The sequence below is a fragment of the Gilliamella sp. Pas-s95 genome, from assembly GCF_009795795.1.
Classification (GTDB): domain Bacteria; phylum Pseudomonadota; class Gammaproteobacteria; order Enterobacterales; family Orbaceae; genus Gilliamella; species Gilliamella bombicola.
In genome coordinates, this window is record NZ_WTFC01000004.1 from 24,155 (window position 1) to 42,138 (window position 17,984).

12 protein-coding genes and 1 pseudogene are annotated in these 17,984 nt (G+C 33.4%); 6 read left to right on the plus strand and 7 right to left on the minus strand.

What is annotated here, in order from left to right; translation table 11 throughout:
* Nucleotides 1-69 precede the first annotated feature (69 nt).
* The 5 genes from lptD (at nt 70) to sppA (ending at nt 7,296) form a co-directional block, all read left to right on the plus strand.
* A complete protein-coding gene (lptD, locus tag GQ598_RS01745; protein ID WP_160402081.1) occupies nt 70-2,430 on the plus strand; it encodes an LPS assembly protein LptD in 2,361 nt (786 codons plus the stop codon).
* 79 nt (nt 2,431-2,509) lie between these two features.
* A complete protein-coding gene (gene surA, locus GQ598_RS01750; protein ID WP_160402082.1) occupies nt 2,510-3,823 on the plus strand; it encodes a peptidylprolyl isomerase SurA in 1,314 nt (437 codons plus the stop codon).
* Entirely contained in the window at nt 3,816-4,613 is a 798-nt protein-coding gene (gene rsmA, locus GQ598_RS01755) for a 16S rRNA (adenine(1518)-N(6)/adenine(1519)-N(6))-dimethyltransferase RsmA (protein ID WP_160402083.1), read from the plus strand. The genes surA and rsmA overlap by 8 nt, the downstream gene beginning before the upstream one ends.
* Before the next feature lie 4 nt (nt 4,614-4,617).
* The gene (gene apaH / locus GQ598_RS01760; protein WP_160402084.1) at nt 4,618-5,439 is read left to right on the plus strand and encodes a bis(5'-nucleosyl)-tetraphosphatase (symmetrical) ApaH; all 822 of its coding nucleotides are present in this window, start codon (nt 4,618-4,620) and stop codon (nt 5,437-5,439) included.
* A gap of 24 nt (nt 5,440-5,463) precedes the next feature.
* Entirely contained in the window at nt 5,464-7,296 is a 1,833-nt protein-coding gene (sppA, locus tag GQ598_RS01765) for a signal peptide peptidase SppA (protein ID WP_160402085.1), read from the plus strand.
* Nucleotides 7,297-7,351: 55 nt separating this feature from the next.
* Here the strand turns inward: sppA and GQ598_RS01770 are convergent, their stop codons facing one another.
* From GQ598_RS01770 to moaC, 4 genes are all read right to left on the minus strand, one after another.
* Nucleotides 7,352-9,196 (minus strand): sulfatase-like hydrolase/transferase, encoded by a 1,845-nt coding sequence (locus tag GQ598_RS01770; RefSeq protein ID WP_160402086.1) that lies wholly within the window; start codon nt 9,194-9,196, stop codon nt 7,352-7,354.
* A 204-nt stretch (nt 9,197-9,400) separates the two neighbouring features.
* Nucleotides 9,401-9,844 (minus strand): molybdopterin synthase catalytic subunit MoaE, encoded by a 444-nt coding sequence (gene moaE, locus GQ598_RS01775; RefSeq protein ID WP_160402087.1) that lies wholly within the window; start codon nt 9,842-9,844, stop codon nt 9,401-9,403.
* A 4-nt stretch (nt 9,845-9,848) separates the two neighbouring features.
* Nucleotides 9,849-10,094, minus strand: coding sequence for a molybdopterin synthase sulfur carrier subunit (moaD, locus tag GQ598_RS01780; protein ID WP_160402088.1), 246 nt, complete (start codon nt 10,092-10,094; stop codon nt 9,849-9,851).
* 14 nt (nt 10,095-10,108) lie between these two features.
* A complete protein-coding gene (moaC, locus tag GQ598_RS01785; RefSeq protein WP_160402089.1) occupies nt 10,109-10,591 on the minus strand; it encodes a cyclic pyranopterin monophosphate synthase MoaC in 483 nt (160 codons plus the stop codon).
* A 197-nt stretch (nt 10,592-10,788) separates the two neighbouring features.
* Between moaC and priA the strand changes: the two genes are divergently transcribed.
* Complete coding sequence (gene priA, locus GQ598_RS01790) at nt 10,789-12,957, plus strand: primosomal protein N' (protein WP_160402134.1); 2,169 nt, start codon at nt 10,789-10,791, stop codon at nt 12,955-12,957.
* 43 nt (nt 12,958-13,000) lie between these two features.
* Here the strand turns inward: priA and GQ598_RS01795 are convergent, their stop codons facing one another.
* The 3 genes and pseudogenes from GQ598_RS01795 to lon all read right to left on the minus strand — a co-directional run.
* On the minus strand, nt 13,001-13,312 hold the full coding sequence (locus GQ598_RS01795; protein WP_160402090.1) for a helix-hairpin-helix domain-containing protein: 312 nt from the start codon (nt 13,310-13,312) through the stop codon (nt 13,001-13,003).
* A 154-nt stretch (nt 13,313-13,466) separates the two neighbouring features.
* Complete coding sequence (locus tag GQ598_RS01800; protein WP_160402091.1) at nt 13,467-15,329, minus strand: SurA N-terminal domain-containing protein; 1,863 nt, start codon at nt 15,327-15,329, stop codon at nt 13,467-13,469.
* Between the two features lie 210 nt (nt 15,330-15,539).
* A pseudogene (gene lon, locus GQ598_RS01805) lies at nt 15,540-17,897 on the minus strand (endopeptidase La); the annotation flags it as partial.
* Nucleotides 17,898-17,984 lie beyond the last annotated feature (87 nt).

Genomic DNA, 17,984 nt, shown 5'->3' on the forward strand with positions numbered 1-17,984 from the left:
ATTCGCACTTTTATAAATAACAGCTATAATGCTTCAATTAAAATAATCATAATAACTTTTTAATCATTGATGAAAAAATTAGCGCCTTCTCTTATTGCAATAGCTGTTACTCTTTCTTTGTATAACAACTCTAGTTATGCTATAGATTTACCTAAAGCCGCTATTAGCAATAACCCTCAATGTCTTATAGGCGTTCCTAGGTTTGATCGCCCTTTAGTCAATGGAGACATAAACAGCTTACCTGTAAATGCTGAAGCTAACCAATTGGAAGTATTCTATCCAAATATAGCCGTATATAAAGGTGATGTCTTAATAGAACAAGGTAATCGCACCGTCCAAGCAGATAAAGTAACAATCGACACTCAAGATAACAATAATCGAGCTGTAACACTAGAAGGTGATATTACTTATCAAGATAATTTAATACAACTGAAAGGCGATAATGCATCAATGAATTTAAATAACAATGATGCAAATATGATCCCTAGTCAGTATCAACTTGTCAATAGACTTGGTCGTGGCAATGCGGATCAGATGAAACTTGAAAAAAACCGATATGTTATTTTAAAAAATGGTAGCTACACATCTTGTCCTGTTGATGACAGTACATGGAACATTAAGGGCACCACGGTTATCCATGATAATGAAGAACAATTACTAGAAGTTTGGAATGCCGTATTTAGCATAGGCAAAGTTCCAGTCCTGTATTCACCATATTTACAACTACCAACTGGAAATAAACGCCGTTCGGGTTTATTGATGCCTAATTTAGGCTATGACAGTATCGATGGTATTGATTTTTCAATGCCAATTTATTGGAATATTGCACCAAATTATGATGCCACTTTTACACCAAGAGCTTTACAAAACCGTGGTGTACAATTACAAACAGAATTTCGCTATTTAAATGAACTAGGATTAGGTACATTCGCATTTGACTGGCTACAACATGATAGTAAATATAATGAAGATAGAAGCAATCATGTTAATGGTAATAATTATGATGATAATAACCATCGTTGGTTGTTCCATTGGAAAAACGAAGAACTAATTAACTATAATTGGCGTTTTTATGCCGATACAACTCGAGTTAGTGACAATCAGTATCTCACCAATCTAAATTCTAAATACGCTTCTCAAACTGCTGGATATTTAACACAGTTTTATAAAATCGCTTATAATGATGAAAATTGGGATATTAATTTAGGCTATAGGCACTTTCAGCCATTTCATTCAGAACTAAAAAACTCGCTTTACCAAACCGAACCACAATTGGATATGAGTTATTATAATAATGATTTGGGACCATTCAAATTTAGGACATTTTCTCAAATATCTCATTTTTTGACATCAGGAGAAGATAAACCTAAAGCATGGCGAGCTCATGTTGAACCAACCCTAAATTATACCTTAACCAATTCTTGGTCATCATTAACCACTGAAGCTGGTTTTATGGCAACGCATTATAATCAAGATCGTATCGATAAAGAGATATATAAAGACTTAGATAAAACTGTAAATCGTTTTTTACCTAAATTCAGCATTGATGGTAAAGTCATTTTCGAACGTGATGTAAGTTTTATTGATGGTTATACCCAAACATTGGAACCAAGAGTAAAATACATTTATATTCCATACCGAAATCAATCCAATATTGGCGCCTATGATTCCACTGTATTACAATCAGATTATATAGGTCTATTTAGGGATCAACCTTACAGTGGTCTGGATAGAATTGCCTCGACCAATAAAATATCAACTGGTGTAACAACTCGGTTTTATGATAATAACAAGGTTGAAAAATTTAACTTATCCATTGGACAAATTACTTATTTTACTAAATCAAAAACTAGTGAACATAATAATGATTTAGATGAAAACTCTGATACAGGTAGTATCACTTGGGCATCTGATAATTTTTGGCGCATAAGTGATGATATAATCTTTCGAAGTGGTGTTCAATATGATACTCGGATTGATACGATTTCACTAGCTAATACAATATTTGAGTACCGACCATCAGGTGATAAGTTAATGCAATTATCTTATCGATATGCAAACCGTAACTATATTGACGTTGTAGATAAAAACCCTTCTTATAGAGGTTATAAGCAAAATATTTCTCAAGCGGGAATAATGACTGCTTGGCCATTGTCACAAACAGTTAGTGCTGTTGGTTCATACTATTATGATGTTAAATTAAAACAAACCGCAGATAGCTTTGTTGGTTTGCATTATAGCGATTGTTGTTGGGGGATGACGGTACAATATGGTAGAAAGCTAACAGATTGGGACAATATTTCTCGAAAAAGCAAATACGAAAATAAACTGTCTATTAACTTCGAATTACAAGGTTTAGGCAACAACCGAGATACCAAAGCTAAAATGCTAAATTTCGGTAAGCTACCATATACAACAACATTTGAATAAAATACTTTTGTAAATATAGATTACCGATAAATTTATTGTAGGCTACCAATGCCTCAACAACAAAATGAGTTGAGTGAATATGAAATTATTAAAACTATTTATCACCTTAAACCTAAGCATAAGCTTAGGAATTATAACTCCATTATCTGCGAATGCCGCACCCAAAGTGGTAGAAAAGGTTGCTGCCGTTGTTAATAACAATGTCATTTTAGAAAGTGATGTTAATGATATGCTAAAAACAATTAAAGCAAGCACTGATCCCCAAAATCTACCTAATGATAAAATACTTAGACAACAAATTATTGATCGTTTAGTTATTGAAAACTTAATTTTACAAAAAGCAGCTAAGGCTAAAATCACTGTTAGTGATGACGAAGTAACCAATGCAATTGATAAAATTGCGTCTGAAAATGATATGACCATTGATCAACTTCGAAGCAAACTCTCGACAATGGGCATCAGCTATAGCTCCTATCGAGAAAGGATCCACAATGATATGTTGATTGATGAAACTCGAATGCATGAAGTAAGACCTAGAATCAAAATTTCAGAAAAAGAAGTAGAAAACTTAGCAAAAAATATTACTCGCCAACCAGCTAATAATATTGATGTAAAAATCAGTCATATTTTGATTTCTATACCAGAAAAAGCATCTAAACAACAAATAGACAATGCCGTAAATAAAGCACAAGATATTATCAATCGGGCGCAAAAAGGGGAAAACTTTGCTAAATTAGCAACCTCTTATTCAAATGACGACCTTGCTTTAAAAGGCGGCAGTATGGGTTGGCATAAACTAAATGAATTACCGACCCTCTTTGAAGAACGTTTAGTGCGTGCAGCAAAAGGTAGTATTATTGGTCCTATTCGTTCAGGTGTTGGTCTGCACATTATAAAAGTTGATGATACTCATTCAGAAGCACCAAAAACTATTACACTTCAAGAAGTCAATGCACGTCATATTTTGATTAAAACAAACGTATTAGTTACCGATAAAATTGCCCAACAAAAACTTGCCGATATTCGCAAATCAATTACTAATGGCACAATAACATTTGAAGCTGCAGCTAAGGCGAATTCTGAAGATACAGGTACAGCCGAAAAAGGAGGCAATTTAGGTTGGAATCGTCCTGAAATTTATGATAACGGGTTTAGAGACGGCTTATCTCAGCTAAAAAAAGGAGAAATTAGCCAGCCAATAAAATCATCTTACGGATGGCATTTAATCCAATTAATTGATACAAGACAGATTGATGGTACAAATGCGATGAAAAAAGATCAGGCCTATCGACTTATTTTTAATCGTAAATTTTCAGAAGAAGCCCAAGCCTGGGTTCAAGAAATAAAAGGTGACGCTTACATCAAAATTACAGGTGAAGATAAACATGAATAATCGTGTTCACCAAGGGCATTTTGCCCGTAAAAGATTCGGACAAAACTTTTTACATGATGACTATATCATCGAAAGTATTGTTGCAGCGATTCAGCCAAAAACAGATCAAGCGCTAGTGGAAATCGGACCAGGACTTGCAGCATTAACAGTACCTGTAAGTAAATATGTTGATCGTTTAACCGTTATAGAGATCGACAGAGATTTAGCCAGTAGATTGATCGAAAATCCATTTTTACATAATAAACTAACTGTTATTGAACAAGATGCACTGACCTTTGACTTTAATCTATTGGCCAAGCAATTAGATAAACCATTAAGAGTATTTGGTAACTTACCATATAATATATCAACCCCTTTGATGTTCCATTTATTTGAACATGCAAATATCATCACCGATATGCATTTTATGTTACAAAAAGAGGTAGTAACTCGCTTAGTTGCAGCACCTAACAGTAAAGATTATGGTAGATTGAGCGTAATGGCTCAATATTATTGTCAAATCATCCCAGTTCTTGAAGTGCCACCAACATCATTTAAACCTGCACCAAAAGTTGATTCAGCAGTAGTTAGATTAGTACCCTATAAAGAAAAACCTTATCTTGTTAATGATATAAAAACACTTTCTCGTGTAACTACAGAGGCATTTAACCAACGACGTAAAACTATTCGTAACAGTTTAAGTAATATGTTTACTGTTGAACAGTTAGTTGAATTGAATATTGACCCAAATTTACGTGCTGAAAACTTAACAGTACAACAATACTGTCAACTAGCAAATGCATGGAAATAATATTATGGCAAATCTACTTATTGGTGATATTCATGGCTGTTATGATGAATTTATGCGGTTACTTGAAAAAGCAAAATTCTCATCATCTGACACTTTGTGGCTAACTGGTGATCTTGTTGCTAGAGGTCCAAAATCATTAGAAGTTCTAAGATTTGTTAAACATAATGCCAATCAAATTAGATTGGTATTAGGTAATCATGACCTACATTTACTATCGATTTATGCCAATATTACGCAGGCCAAAAAGAAGGATAATCTTGAAGAGCTCATCCGTGCGACAGATCTTGATGAATTAATGAATTGGCTACGTAAACAACCATTAGTTCAAATCGACGAATCATTAAAACTAATTATGACTCACGCAGGTATTTCACCACAATGGGATCTTGAAACACTAAAAAAATGTGCCAATGATTTGAATGCTATGTTATCAAGCGATTCTTATATTTTATTCCTTGATAAAATGTATGGTAATTTTCCTGATGAATGGCAACCAGAATTACAAGGCTTAGATAGGCTACGTTATATTGCTAACGCATTAACTCGTATGCGTTTTTGCTATGAGGATGGTCGGTTAGATTTCTACTATAAAAAATCACCTGAACAAGCACCATCAAAACTTAAACCTTGGTTTTTATTACCTAGTAAAATTTCAAACGAATATAGTATCGCTTTTGGACATTGGGCGGCATTAAATGGCAAAGGGACACCAGAAAACATTTATGCACTTGATACAGGATGTTGTTGGGGTGGAAAACTGACATGCTTGCGATTTGAAGATAGAAAATATTTTAAAAAGAAAAACATCGAAATAAAAACTAGATAAACCACTATAAAAGGATCAATTATTATGTCTGCTTTATCTGCCATTAAATCAATATGGAAAATGATTAACTTTATTAGAGAAATATTTCTTAACTTAATTTTTCTAATTATTATTATTTTGATCTTTAGCTCTATTGCATTAATCAAAGAAGCACAAAAACAAGAAATTGTTCCACAATATGGTTCATTAGTTCTGGATATTGAAGGAATTATTGTTGACAACACACTTTACAATGATGAAATCTACGCTTTACAAAACAAAATCTATGGCAAGAAAGTCAATACTTCTCGTGAAAACAGTTTATTCGAATTAACTCAAAAAATAGCTCAAGCTACTACTGATCCAAAAATTACAAGTATAGTACTTAAATTAGATAATTTTGCTGGTGCCGATATAAGTTCGCTACAATATATTGGCAAATATTTAACCAAATTTAGCGAAGCAAATAAACCTATTTATGCTTTTGGTTCAAATTTCAATCAAAGCCAATATTATTTAGCTAGCTATGCTAATAAAATATACTTAGCACCACTTGGATCTGTTAATGTATATGGGCTATCCGCTAATAATCTATACTATAAAACCTTACTTGATAATTTAAAAATCAATACACATGTTTTTAGAGTAGGTACTTATAAATCAGCCATTGAACCGTTTATGCGCAATGACATGTCTGAAGAAGCAAAAAGCAATACAACACGCTGGTTAACACTTATGTGGAATAACTATCTTAATGACATTTCAACACAACGAAAAAAAGCCGATACACAATTGGTTCCCGCCCCAAATATTATGTTAACAGCGTTAAAAGAAGCTAATGGTAACATGGCTCAATATGCTATATCTAATGGATTAGTCGATGCTATTGCCTCTAACTATCAATATGAACTTGATTTCAATAACCAACATGAGGTTAGCATTTATGATTATCAACTTAAATCAAAAAATGAAAAATCAGACAGTGACTCCAAGGGGAAAAAACCACTGATAGCAGTTGTATTTGTCAATGGTACTATCACCAATGGCGAAAATAGTAGTAATATTGCTGGTAGCCAAGACATTGTTGAACAGCTGAGAAAGATTCGTAAAAACTTAAACAAACATAACATACAAGCAATAGTATTACGTGTAAATAGCCCTGGGGGTAGTGTAGATGCATCGGAAGCAATTCGTAGTGAACTAGAAGCGCTACGTGATTACCAGATTCCTATCGTTGTATCTATGGGAGGAATGGCTGCATCAGGTGGATACTGGATATCTACCGCATCTGATTACATAGTTGCTAGCCCAAATACGATTACTGGCTCTATTGGTATTTTCGGTATTATTCCAACATTCGAAAACTCTTTATCTCATATTGGTGTTTATAGTGATGGTATAACTACATCACCATTAGCAAATAATACCTCAACACAAAATCTGCCTAAAGAAATGAGCCAATTAATTCAAATGAATATTGATAATGGTTATCAAACATTTATTTCGTTAGTAGCAGAAGCAAGAAATATGACAACCGAACAAGTAGATCAAATTGGACAAGGCCAAGTCTGGTTAGGGTCAGAAGCAAGCAAAATTGGACTTGTTGATAAGTTAGGCGATATTGATGATGCCATTGAAACTGCTGCAACATTAGCGAATGTAACTGATTATGAAATTGACTGGCAAAAACCAAAAGGAAATTGGTTTAATGCATTTTATTCGGATATGATAGCTATGTTACCTAAATCCACTGCAGAAATATTTTTTGAACAACTACCAGCAGCGAAACAACTTAAAGAACATGTTTCTTTATGGAATAAGTTTCAAGACCCACAAAATCGCTATATTTATTGCCTAAATTGTGCCGACGTGCGCTAATACACAGATCATTATCTACCATACTCGTGGTAGATAATGATTCGCCAATTTATACCTAATTATTTTTATCTTTTAAGCTATTTAGCCCTGATTGGGAAAAATAACGCATATGATTCATCGCTTCTTGAATGTATTGATAATTTGGTGTTTCATCTGTTTCACGATTATGTAAATCCATATAATGATTAATACCTAATCGATTCACGAAATAAATATGATCAGACGTTCTAACTGCATAAGAACTATAATTTGACATCAAAAGCCAATTACGATCAGTTATAGGACTAAATAAGTCATAACCTGTCGAATAATCGCTTATATCATTTTTTACATATAAATAATGTTTCATTAAGGTAGGAACGACATCTTCATGGCTAGTTAATTTTTTACTATTATTTTTAAGATTTTCTAACTCTCTCGCGCCAATAATAATAAAAGGAACCTTTGTTTGTGCATCAGTATAATTACCATTATGCCCCCAAAATCCAAGTTTATTATCATTCATTTCTTGAGAATGGTCACCAGTAATAATCAATATTGTGTTATCTAAAGAACCTGATGCAGCAAGCTCATCATAGACATTTTGTAATAAATAATCATCATAATAAACACTTTGTTTGTAACGATTAAAAATTGGCAAAGGATCTGTATCATTATTCAATGTCATATAATTTAGATCACCAGTAGGTTTAAACTTGACCGAAAAATCGGGAGGAAAATCATAAGCATGAGGAGCATCATAAAATAAAAAAGAAAATGTCGGTCGAGAAGTATCGCGAGCTTTATACCATGCAAGCCAATCCTCTGTGATTTGTTTATCACGACTAGATGCCGAACCATCTTTACTACTGATTCTTAAATTTTTGATGGTGACAAATGCAGTTCGGTCAAATTCTGGAGCAGAAACTTTAGCTGAAGTAAAGATGCCGATATTATAGTTTTCTTTTTGTAACGTTGTGATAAACAGTGAAGGAATACTATTTCGTAAAAATGAATCCCAATACGTACCAGGAATACCATAAAATAGTCCAAAAATACCTGTACGAGTTGCATTCCCTGTTGAGTAATGGTTATCAAAAATCACACCATTATTCTGCTTAACAAAACGGAATGTATTAGGAGAAATATCTTCACTAAAGGTATCATATCGCCAAGAATCTAAGACAATAAACATAATATTTTGTGGCTTATTATTTTCAGGATTAATCACCAATTCTTTTTTGGGATAATCAACACCAGCGTTGTCATTATTCTTATTATATACGACTTTTCTTTGCCCATTTGCATCAAAAAAGCTCATAATCTTTTTCGACGTAAATGGCTTATACAATGGAATATATTCTTTTACAACCATAATAGGTGAATAAGCGTAATAAAAGGCAACCATATGTACTACATGGTTCACTAAAAATGAGCTAAAAAGAAATATTGTTGATATCAAAAGAATTTTTGATTTATTATGCTGTACAGTGAATTTTTTATTAATAAGATAAAGAATAAAATATTCAGCACAGAATGAAACAATAATAACAGCTAACATCAATAAATAAGTAATTATTGAAAAATCAACAACCTGCCCCGATAAAACCATTGCTAAAACAGATTGATTTACATGAAATCGGTACTGTTGAAAAACAATAGTATCAATATATAATCCAATTTGGATAAAGCTGAATATTGCAGCAAGAATAATATTACGAATAGACTGTTTAAGCCAAATAAAAGGAATACAAACAATAAAAAGTAATAAATAAGCAGAGAAAAAATGCCCCAACACAGCAAATACTGAAAATGTCACTCCAGCCCAATTAAAAGACGCACCTGGTACAATAAAAAATCGAATTGCTAGTATTGATGAAATAAAGATATTAATTAGAACAAAATAGTATAATTTTTTCATAGTATTCGCTATTGAGTAATGACTTAATGATAAGAATTTTATATACAAAAAAGGCTCAATTCAGAGCCCTTTATTTAATTTAAACAGAATTGAAGGCGACTACCTTCCTATTCAAAATTTGAGCCGTTAGGTAAATAATTTTCCATTAATCACCTCGAATAAAATACATGATATAGCTTAATACTATTATAACCTAAATAACCACTAATACCATTTTTTCAATGCCTCAGCATCGGATTTTTTTGCATCAACCCATATATCGCCATCAGTAGTTCTCTCTTTTTTCCAGAACGGGGCTTCATTTTTTAATATATCCATAATAAATTCAGCTGCTGCAAATGAATCAGCTCGATGTGCACTACTCACCCCCACAAATACAATTTGTTCGTTGACATTAATTTTACCAACACGATGAATAATAGCTACTCGACTTAATTGCCATCGTTCTCTAGCTTGAGCAATAATATTCACCAAAACCTTTTCAGTCATTCCTGCATAATGCTCTAAAAATAAGCTTATTGTATGTTTTTCAATACTACGAACTTTGCCCATAAAGGTAACAATGGCACCATCTTGTGGTAATTGTGAAAGCCAATCGGTTAGCTTATTAACATCAATAGGTTCTTGGCTAACTTTAATAAGATCCATAATACTAACCTCCCGTCACAGGAGGAAAAAATGCAATTTCATCGCCAGCTTGAACAATATAATCAAAATCAACCAATGTTTGATTTACAGCACATAAAACAGAACGCTCTTTGAAAGCCAATAACCATTGATCACCACGAGCACTTAATTGTTCAATAAGACGAAAAATTGAAAGTTGTTCTGCATCTAACATCAAACCCTCTACACCAATTAACTCTCTAATTTGGGCAAAAAAAATAATTTTATTCATACTACTCACTATTCTTATGATTTAGCTACAAAATCGCCAGATTTGCCACCCTTTTTTGTCAATAGTCTTACTTGAGTAATCACCATATCTTTTTGAACAGATTTACACATATCATATATAGTTAACGCAGCAACAGAGGCGGCTACCAATGCTTCCATTTCTACACCTGTTTGACCATTCAATCGACAAATAGATTCAATTTTGACACAACAATTCACTAAATCAGCTTCAATATTAATTTCAATTTTACTCAATAAAAGGGGATGACATAAAGGAATAAGTTCCCACGTCTTTTTTGCAGCTTGGATGCCCGCAATTCTTGCCGTTGCAAAAACATCACCTTTATGGTGTTTTCCCTCAATAATGCTATTTAATGTTTTGGCATTCATCATAATAAAGGACTCAGCTCTTGCTTCGCGAGTAGTGATCGGTTTATTTGATATATCAACCATGTGGGCATCGCCTTGACGATTAATGTGTGAAAAGGATTCAGACATCCGCTATATATTCCTCAAAAAAATAAAACTATATTGTATTGCCAAGATAGCAAATTTTATAAATAGATACCACCACATTTGACTAGATCAATAACACACTAAAGTTATTAAAATAGAATAAATCAGGTTAGATTTTGCGAGTTAAACGAAAACTGCGTACAATATAACTTTTGATGAATTATAATTGTGACTTTTCAATGCTTATTGCTCATGTAGCCTTACCTGTGCCACTCTATCAACTTTATGATTATAGTTTAGCGATGCCTGCTCAAGTTGGAATGCGTGTTAAAGTTCCTTTTGGTAAAAGAGATACAATAGGTATTATTGTTAACATTGATGAAAAAACAGAATTTAATGTAAAAAAACTAAAAACCATTAAGGCAGTTATTGATAGTGAACCAGTTTTTACACATTCTATTTGGCAGCTATTAAACTGGGCTGCTAGTTATTACCACTACCCTATCGGCGAGGTTCTGTTTCATGCTATGCCTATTTTGCTAAGACAAGGACGCCATGCGGTCAAAGAAGAAATCAAACAATGGCAATTAACCCAATTGGGGAAGCAGATTGATTTAGAATCGCTATCACGAGCCCCAAAACAGCAATTATTACTATCATCATTTAGAAATAATACTATTTCTAACACTAACGTAAGTAGCACAGTTTACCACGAATTACAGAAAAAACAGCTTATAGAGCAAGTAAGCCACCAACTAGATCACATTCAATGGCAAACAAATTTTTCAACTAATGCTAGTTCAATTCAGTTAAATAAAGAGCAGAGTTATGCGATAGAAACAGTCAATAAACAAAATCACCAATTTGAGGTATTTTTACTGGAAGGCGTAACTGGCTCAGGTAAAACTGAGGTCTATTTGAATATACTCTCGAATATTTTAACTACAGGAAAACAAGCATTAGTACTTGTTCCTGAGATTGGTTTAACACCACAAACAATTAAACGTTTTAAACAACGTTTTAATGCTCCGATTGATATTCTTCATTCAGGCTTAACAGATAAACAAAGACTAGCAGTTTGGTTAAGAAGTAAAAATGGAGAAAATGCTATTGTTGTAGGTACTCGCTCATCACTTTTTACCCCATTTAAAGACTTAGGGGTAATTATTATTGATGAAGAACATGATAGCTCCTATAAACAACAAGAAGGTTGGCGCTATCATGCGCGAGATTTAGCAATTATACGAGCTAAATTTAACAATATTCCGATTATTTTAGGCTCTGCAACACCATCACTTGAAACACTCAATAATGCACAAAACGATAAGTACCACTTATTACAATTAACAGAAAGAGCCGGTAATGCAACGTTAGCCAAACAGTCAATTTTAGATTTGCGTGGGTTAGTACTTACTGCTGGTTTATCACAACCATTAATTGAGCAAATCAAAAAACATTTATCTAATAATAATCAGGTAATGTTATTTTTAAACCGTCGAGGATTTTCACCATTATTAATATGTCATGATTGTGGTTGGATTGCTGAGTGTCCTCGTTGTGATAGGCCTTATACATTTCATCAAAAACAACACAAGCTGATTTGTCATTATTGTGATACACCAAGAGCAGTACCCAAACAATGCCCAAAATGTGGCTCTACTCATTTAATGCCAATTGGATTTGGAACAGAACAACTTGAACAGCAACTTGAGATTCTTTTTCCTAATATCAAAATTAGTCGTATTGATCGGGATACAGTTAGTAAAAAAGGTGCATTAGATAACTATTTACACAGTATTCAACAAGGTGGTGCTCACATTTTAGTTGGCACACAAATTTTGGCAAAAGGACATCACTTCCCCGATGTAACTTTGGTTGGAATTGTAGATGTTGATGGAGCTTTATTTTCAAGTGATTTTCGAGCAACTGAACGATTTGCGCAAATTTATACACAAGTATCAGGAAGAGCTGGCCGTGAAGCAAAAGCTGGTCAGGTCATTTTACAAACGTATCATCCTAATCATCCTTTACTTAATGTCTTACTAAGTGAAGGCTATCAAAAATTTGCCAAGCTGACATTACAAGAAAGACAACAAACCCAACTACCGCCATTTAGTTATCAAGCATTGATTCGTGCAGCAGATCGCAATAATCATTACGCACCAACACTTTTACAACACATTTATGATTGGTTAAAAGCACACTATAATCATACGTTATGGCAACTTGGACCAATGCCTGCAAGTCAACCCAAAAAAGCGGGTTATCATCGTTGGCAATTACTGCTTCAACATACAAATAGGCAACATTTGCAGCAAATATTAGATCAACTATTAATAGAAATAGGTCAATGGAGTGAAACATCGAAAGTGAGATGGAGTATTGATGTCGATCCAATTGATAATTAGATTGATATTATTTCCACCAATATTAATTGGTGGAAATAATAAATTATAAAATTATTTTACCGGCATTCTTATCTAGTGTTGCCTGACCAATACCAGAAACTTCTTTTAACTGCTCAACCGAAACAAAAGGGCCAAATTTTTCTCGATATTCGATAATTTTATGGGCTTTACTTGGCCCAATCCCCGTCAATACTTTTGATAATTCTTCTGCCGTTGCAGTATTAATATTTACTTGAACAACTTGTTTTTGTTCTTGTTTAACTTTAGCCGATGTCGTTGGAGTTGAATCGGCAAAACTTATGTCAGAAAAAACAAAACTTGATAATAAAATACATAATAGTGAAAATAATTTCATTTGATTAATCTCCCAAAATAGTTAGGCAAATAAATTTGCTTTATAACTATCTCACTTAATCAAATAAAACAAATTTCATGAATGATAAGAATGAGAAAAGCCACCTAAGTGACTTTTCTTTTTTTCGATAATTGCTACTATTTTGAGAACTAAATCACAGATTAGCATCTGGCATAATTTCTATCTTAGCTTTAGAGCGTATGTCAGCAGCAAAATAATAATGCATTTCATTAATGAATAAAGGTAATAACTCAGAAGAAATATCTTCATATTTTGTTGGGGTATCTACCTTAGTTAGCACAACAATATAAGCACTTTTATCATCGATAAATTCTGCACCAAAAACATTCTTTCTTGATGCTGATGGATTTAAATTAAATACCATATTAACAACTTTTGGGTCGAGTTCGGTTGAACTCCGCTTCAAGGTGTATTTTTGTGCAAACTGAACATTTTTAGCTTCTCCTGTTTCATTTAATTGAGTCAATATATTATCGACACTAGATTTAAACTGGTTTTGAGCCATTTTTGCAGAGAGTTTTTCATGAATTTGGTTTTTCACCTCATCAAAAGGCGCAACACCTTCAGGACGATAATCAATTGTTTGTACAACAAAATCATATCTGCCATAATCCCTTTCAGCTATTATTAAATCAGAAATTTTTCCTGTTGCTTTACCATCGGCTATCATTTCTTCACTAAAAACTACATCACTAACTTCAGGATGAGTAGTTATTCCAAATCTATCGTTGAAAAATATCCAATCAGAGGTCCTTACTTCTAGTCCAACTTTCTTAGCAAGCTCTTCAATACTTTTAGGAGAGTCATGTAATGCAATTTTAATTTTATTTTCGTCATTTTCCAAAGTCTGCTGTATTTTTTGTTGAGTCAGTTTTGAATCAATTTGATACTTCGCAAAATCAAAATCCATAACCTTAGAGGGCTGTATATCATCTAATTTCACGATTGCATAACCGCCGTCAACTTTAATTGGTGATGAAATTTTCCCTACTTTTTTCAACTGGGCATTTTTAAAAACTTGAGGTAAAGAGTCATCATCAGCAAACCACCCTAATGACCCATTTTTACCGTATGGAGAAATATCATGATTTTGATTGAAAGTTTTAGCAATATTATCAAAATCAGCTCCAGAAGAAAGCTCCTTCGCAATTTGATTAGCTTGCTGTTCATCAATAACAAAAATTACACTATAGGCTTTCTTAGCTGGATAAGAATAAGTTTTAATATTTTTATTATACTCATTCTTAATCTCGTCTTCAGTAACGTCAATTGTTTTTCTTATAGCATCTTCTGATACAAAAATATATTTAACTTTTACTCTCTCTTTCCTAAAAAACTCTTTTAAATTTTCGTTATAGTATTTTTGTTCATCATCTATCGTAATATGTGTTTCATCAATATCACTTATTGAAGTATTAACTGAAGTAGCATATACACTTCTAGTTTGATTTTTGAGTGAAGATATTTCAGAATCGATTGGCAAAACAAAACTACTATTTGTCAAAGCATTAATCGCCTGTTGTTGCTGCAATACAGTTCTGATAATTTCGGCATAAGCATCTGGAGTAATATTATTTTCAGCTAGAAGGGTTAAATATTTTTGAGAATCAAATTTACCATTTCTAAAAAAATCTCTTTGTTTCTTAATGTAATTTTTAATCTGTTCATTACTAATAGTTACACCTATCTTTTCTGAAAATTTATAAGCTAAATAATTATCAATTTGCTCTGATAATACACCCCGACGTATCTGTTTAATAAAAGAACTATCCCCTCCAGTATTCACTGTTGCTCGTCTAGCTTGGGCTTCAAATTCAGTACGGCTGATACCGTCACCATCAACTTTGGCGATGTATTGTTGCTGATCACGTGCACTATTATTACCACCGCCAAAACCTAAAAATCCGACGCCAGTGAAAATGAAACATAAAATAATTATTGCAAAAATAATCTTAACAACAAGATTATTTGCTGCTGTTCGGATTGTTTCCATCATTTCTTGAGATTCTCCGTATACCTAATGTTTAATTTTGCAAGTATAGCATATTTAACTAAATTGGCTATTGTCCGAATATTAAGTCCAAAAAAAGATCAACACCAAGTTGATCTTTTTCAAATTAAAAAATAATTAATTTAAGCTAGCAGAACGGCCAACACTACTTTTTATTTTTTTAATAGCCTTTTTTACAGGTTGCTTTAATGTCGTTTTTTTAGCTACGAACTCCATACCTAATGGATTATTTTGTAATGCAATTGTTAATACTTCATCAATCCATTTTACAGGATGTATATCAATTTCAGCTTTCACATTCTCAGGGATTTCCTCTAGGTCTTTAACATTATCGATTGGGATCAATACAGTTTTAATTCCACCTCGATGCGCAGCCAATAACTTCTCTTTCAGTCCACCGATGGGTAAAACTTCACCACGTAATGTTATTTCTCCCGTCATAGCAACATCTGAGCGAACTGGATTACCAGTCAATGTTGAAATTAATGAAGTACACATAGCAATACCGGCACTTGGCCCATCTTTTGGCGTTGCGCCATCAGGTACATGCACATGGATATCGCGTTTTTCATAAAAATCATTATTAATACCCAATTTTTCTGCACGAGACCGAACAACTGTCAATGCCGTTTGTATTGACTCTTGCATAACATCACCTAATGAACCTGTATAAGTTAATTTGCCTTTCCCAGGTACACTTACCGATTCAATAGTAAGCAAATCGCCTCCGACCTCGGTCCATGCAAGACCAACAACTTGGCCGATGCGGTTTTCATTATCCGTTTTACCGTAATCAAAACGCTGTATTCCCAAAAAATCTTTTAAGTTATCTTGTGTCACAGTTACCTTTTTCAATTTACTGTCTAATGCCAACTGTTTAATAACTTTACGACAAATTTTTGCAATCTCTCTTTCCAAACTTCGAACACCCGCTTCACGAGTATAATAGCGGATAATGCCGATGATGGCTGAATCATCAATGCTAATTTCTTTTGGTTTTAAGCCATTATCTTCTATCTGCTTGGTAATTAAATGTTGCTTAGCTATATTCAACTTTTCATCTTCTGTATAACCAGAAAGACGAATAACCTCCATTCTATCCAACAAGGGGGCAGGAATATTCATAGAATTAGCCGTTGCAACAAACATTACATCAGATAAATCGTAATCAACTTCTAAATAATGGTCGCTAAAAGCATTATTTTGCTCTGGATCAAGTACTTCTAATAATGCTGAGGCAGGATCACCGCGCATATCCGATGCCATCTTATCAATTTCATCTAATAAGAATAATGGGTTCTTAACACCTACTTTTGCCATACGCTGAATTAATTTGCCCGGCATTGAACCAATGTAAGTACGTCTATGTCCACGAATCTCCGCCTCATCGCGCACGCCACCTAGCGCCATGCGAATATACTGACGACCTGTTGCTTTAGCTATCGATTGACCTAGCGATGTTTTACCCACACCAGGAGGCCCAACCAAACACAAAATAGGACCTTTAACTTTATTAACACGGCCTTGAACCGCTAAATATTCTAAAATCCTATCTTTTACACGTTCAAGTCCATAATGATCTTTATCTAAAACTTTTTGTGCACCTTCAATATCTTTTTTAACTTTGCTACGTTTATACCAAGGAACTTGAATCATCCAATCGATATAACTTCGAACCACTGTCGCTTCAGCAGACATTGCCGGCATCATTTTTAATTTATTAAGTTCAGCTAATGCTTTATCTGTAGCCTCTTTTGGCATCTTAGCTTTAGTAATTTTTTCTTTTAACTCTTCATATTCATCAGGTTTATTGTCTATATCACCTAACTCTTTATGAATAGCTTTAATTTGCTCATTCAGATAATACTCTTTTTGAGCCTTTTCCATTTGCTGTTTAACACGTTGTCGAATATTTTTTTCGACTTGTAATAAATCAATTTCTGATTCCATTAATGAAATAAGCAACTCAAAACGCTTTACAAGATTAGCAGCAACTAGAATCTCTTGTTTCTGTTCGACTCTTAAAAAGAGCGTAGCAGCAATAGAATCAGCTAAACGCGATGGCTCTTTTACTAAACGTATAGAATCAACAACTTCCTGAGTTATTTTTTTATTAAGCTTTGAATATTCATCAAAGTTAGATAAAGTTAAGCGGATCATTGCTTCACTTATATCTTCTGCCTTTTTAACTTCGCTTAATGGCTTAACTTTTGCAATAAAAAATTCATCATTTTCATGCACAGCAATATCCATCATTTTGGCACGTTCAACACCTTCAACAAGAACTTTTACAGTTCCATCAGGCAATTGAAGTAATTGTACGACATTAGCCACAGTTCCGACTTCATATAAATCATCTACATCAGGATCATCTTGGGAAGGATTTTTTTGGGTTACAAGAAAAACTTGCTTATCCATTTCCATTGCACTTTCTAGGCAACGTATTGATTTACTTCGACCAACAAAGAGAGGAATTACCATATGTGGAAATACAACAACATCACGCAATGGTAAAATAGGCATAATCATGTGTTTAGTTCGTTTTATTTTCATTTTCTTCTCTCTAGTAGTACAAACCCATTAGATAAATATGGGGGTCGTTTTTAGACATTCAAGCCTATTTTTGGAACATATTGACAG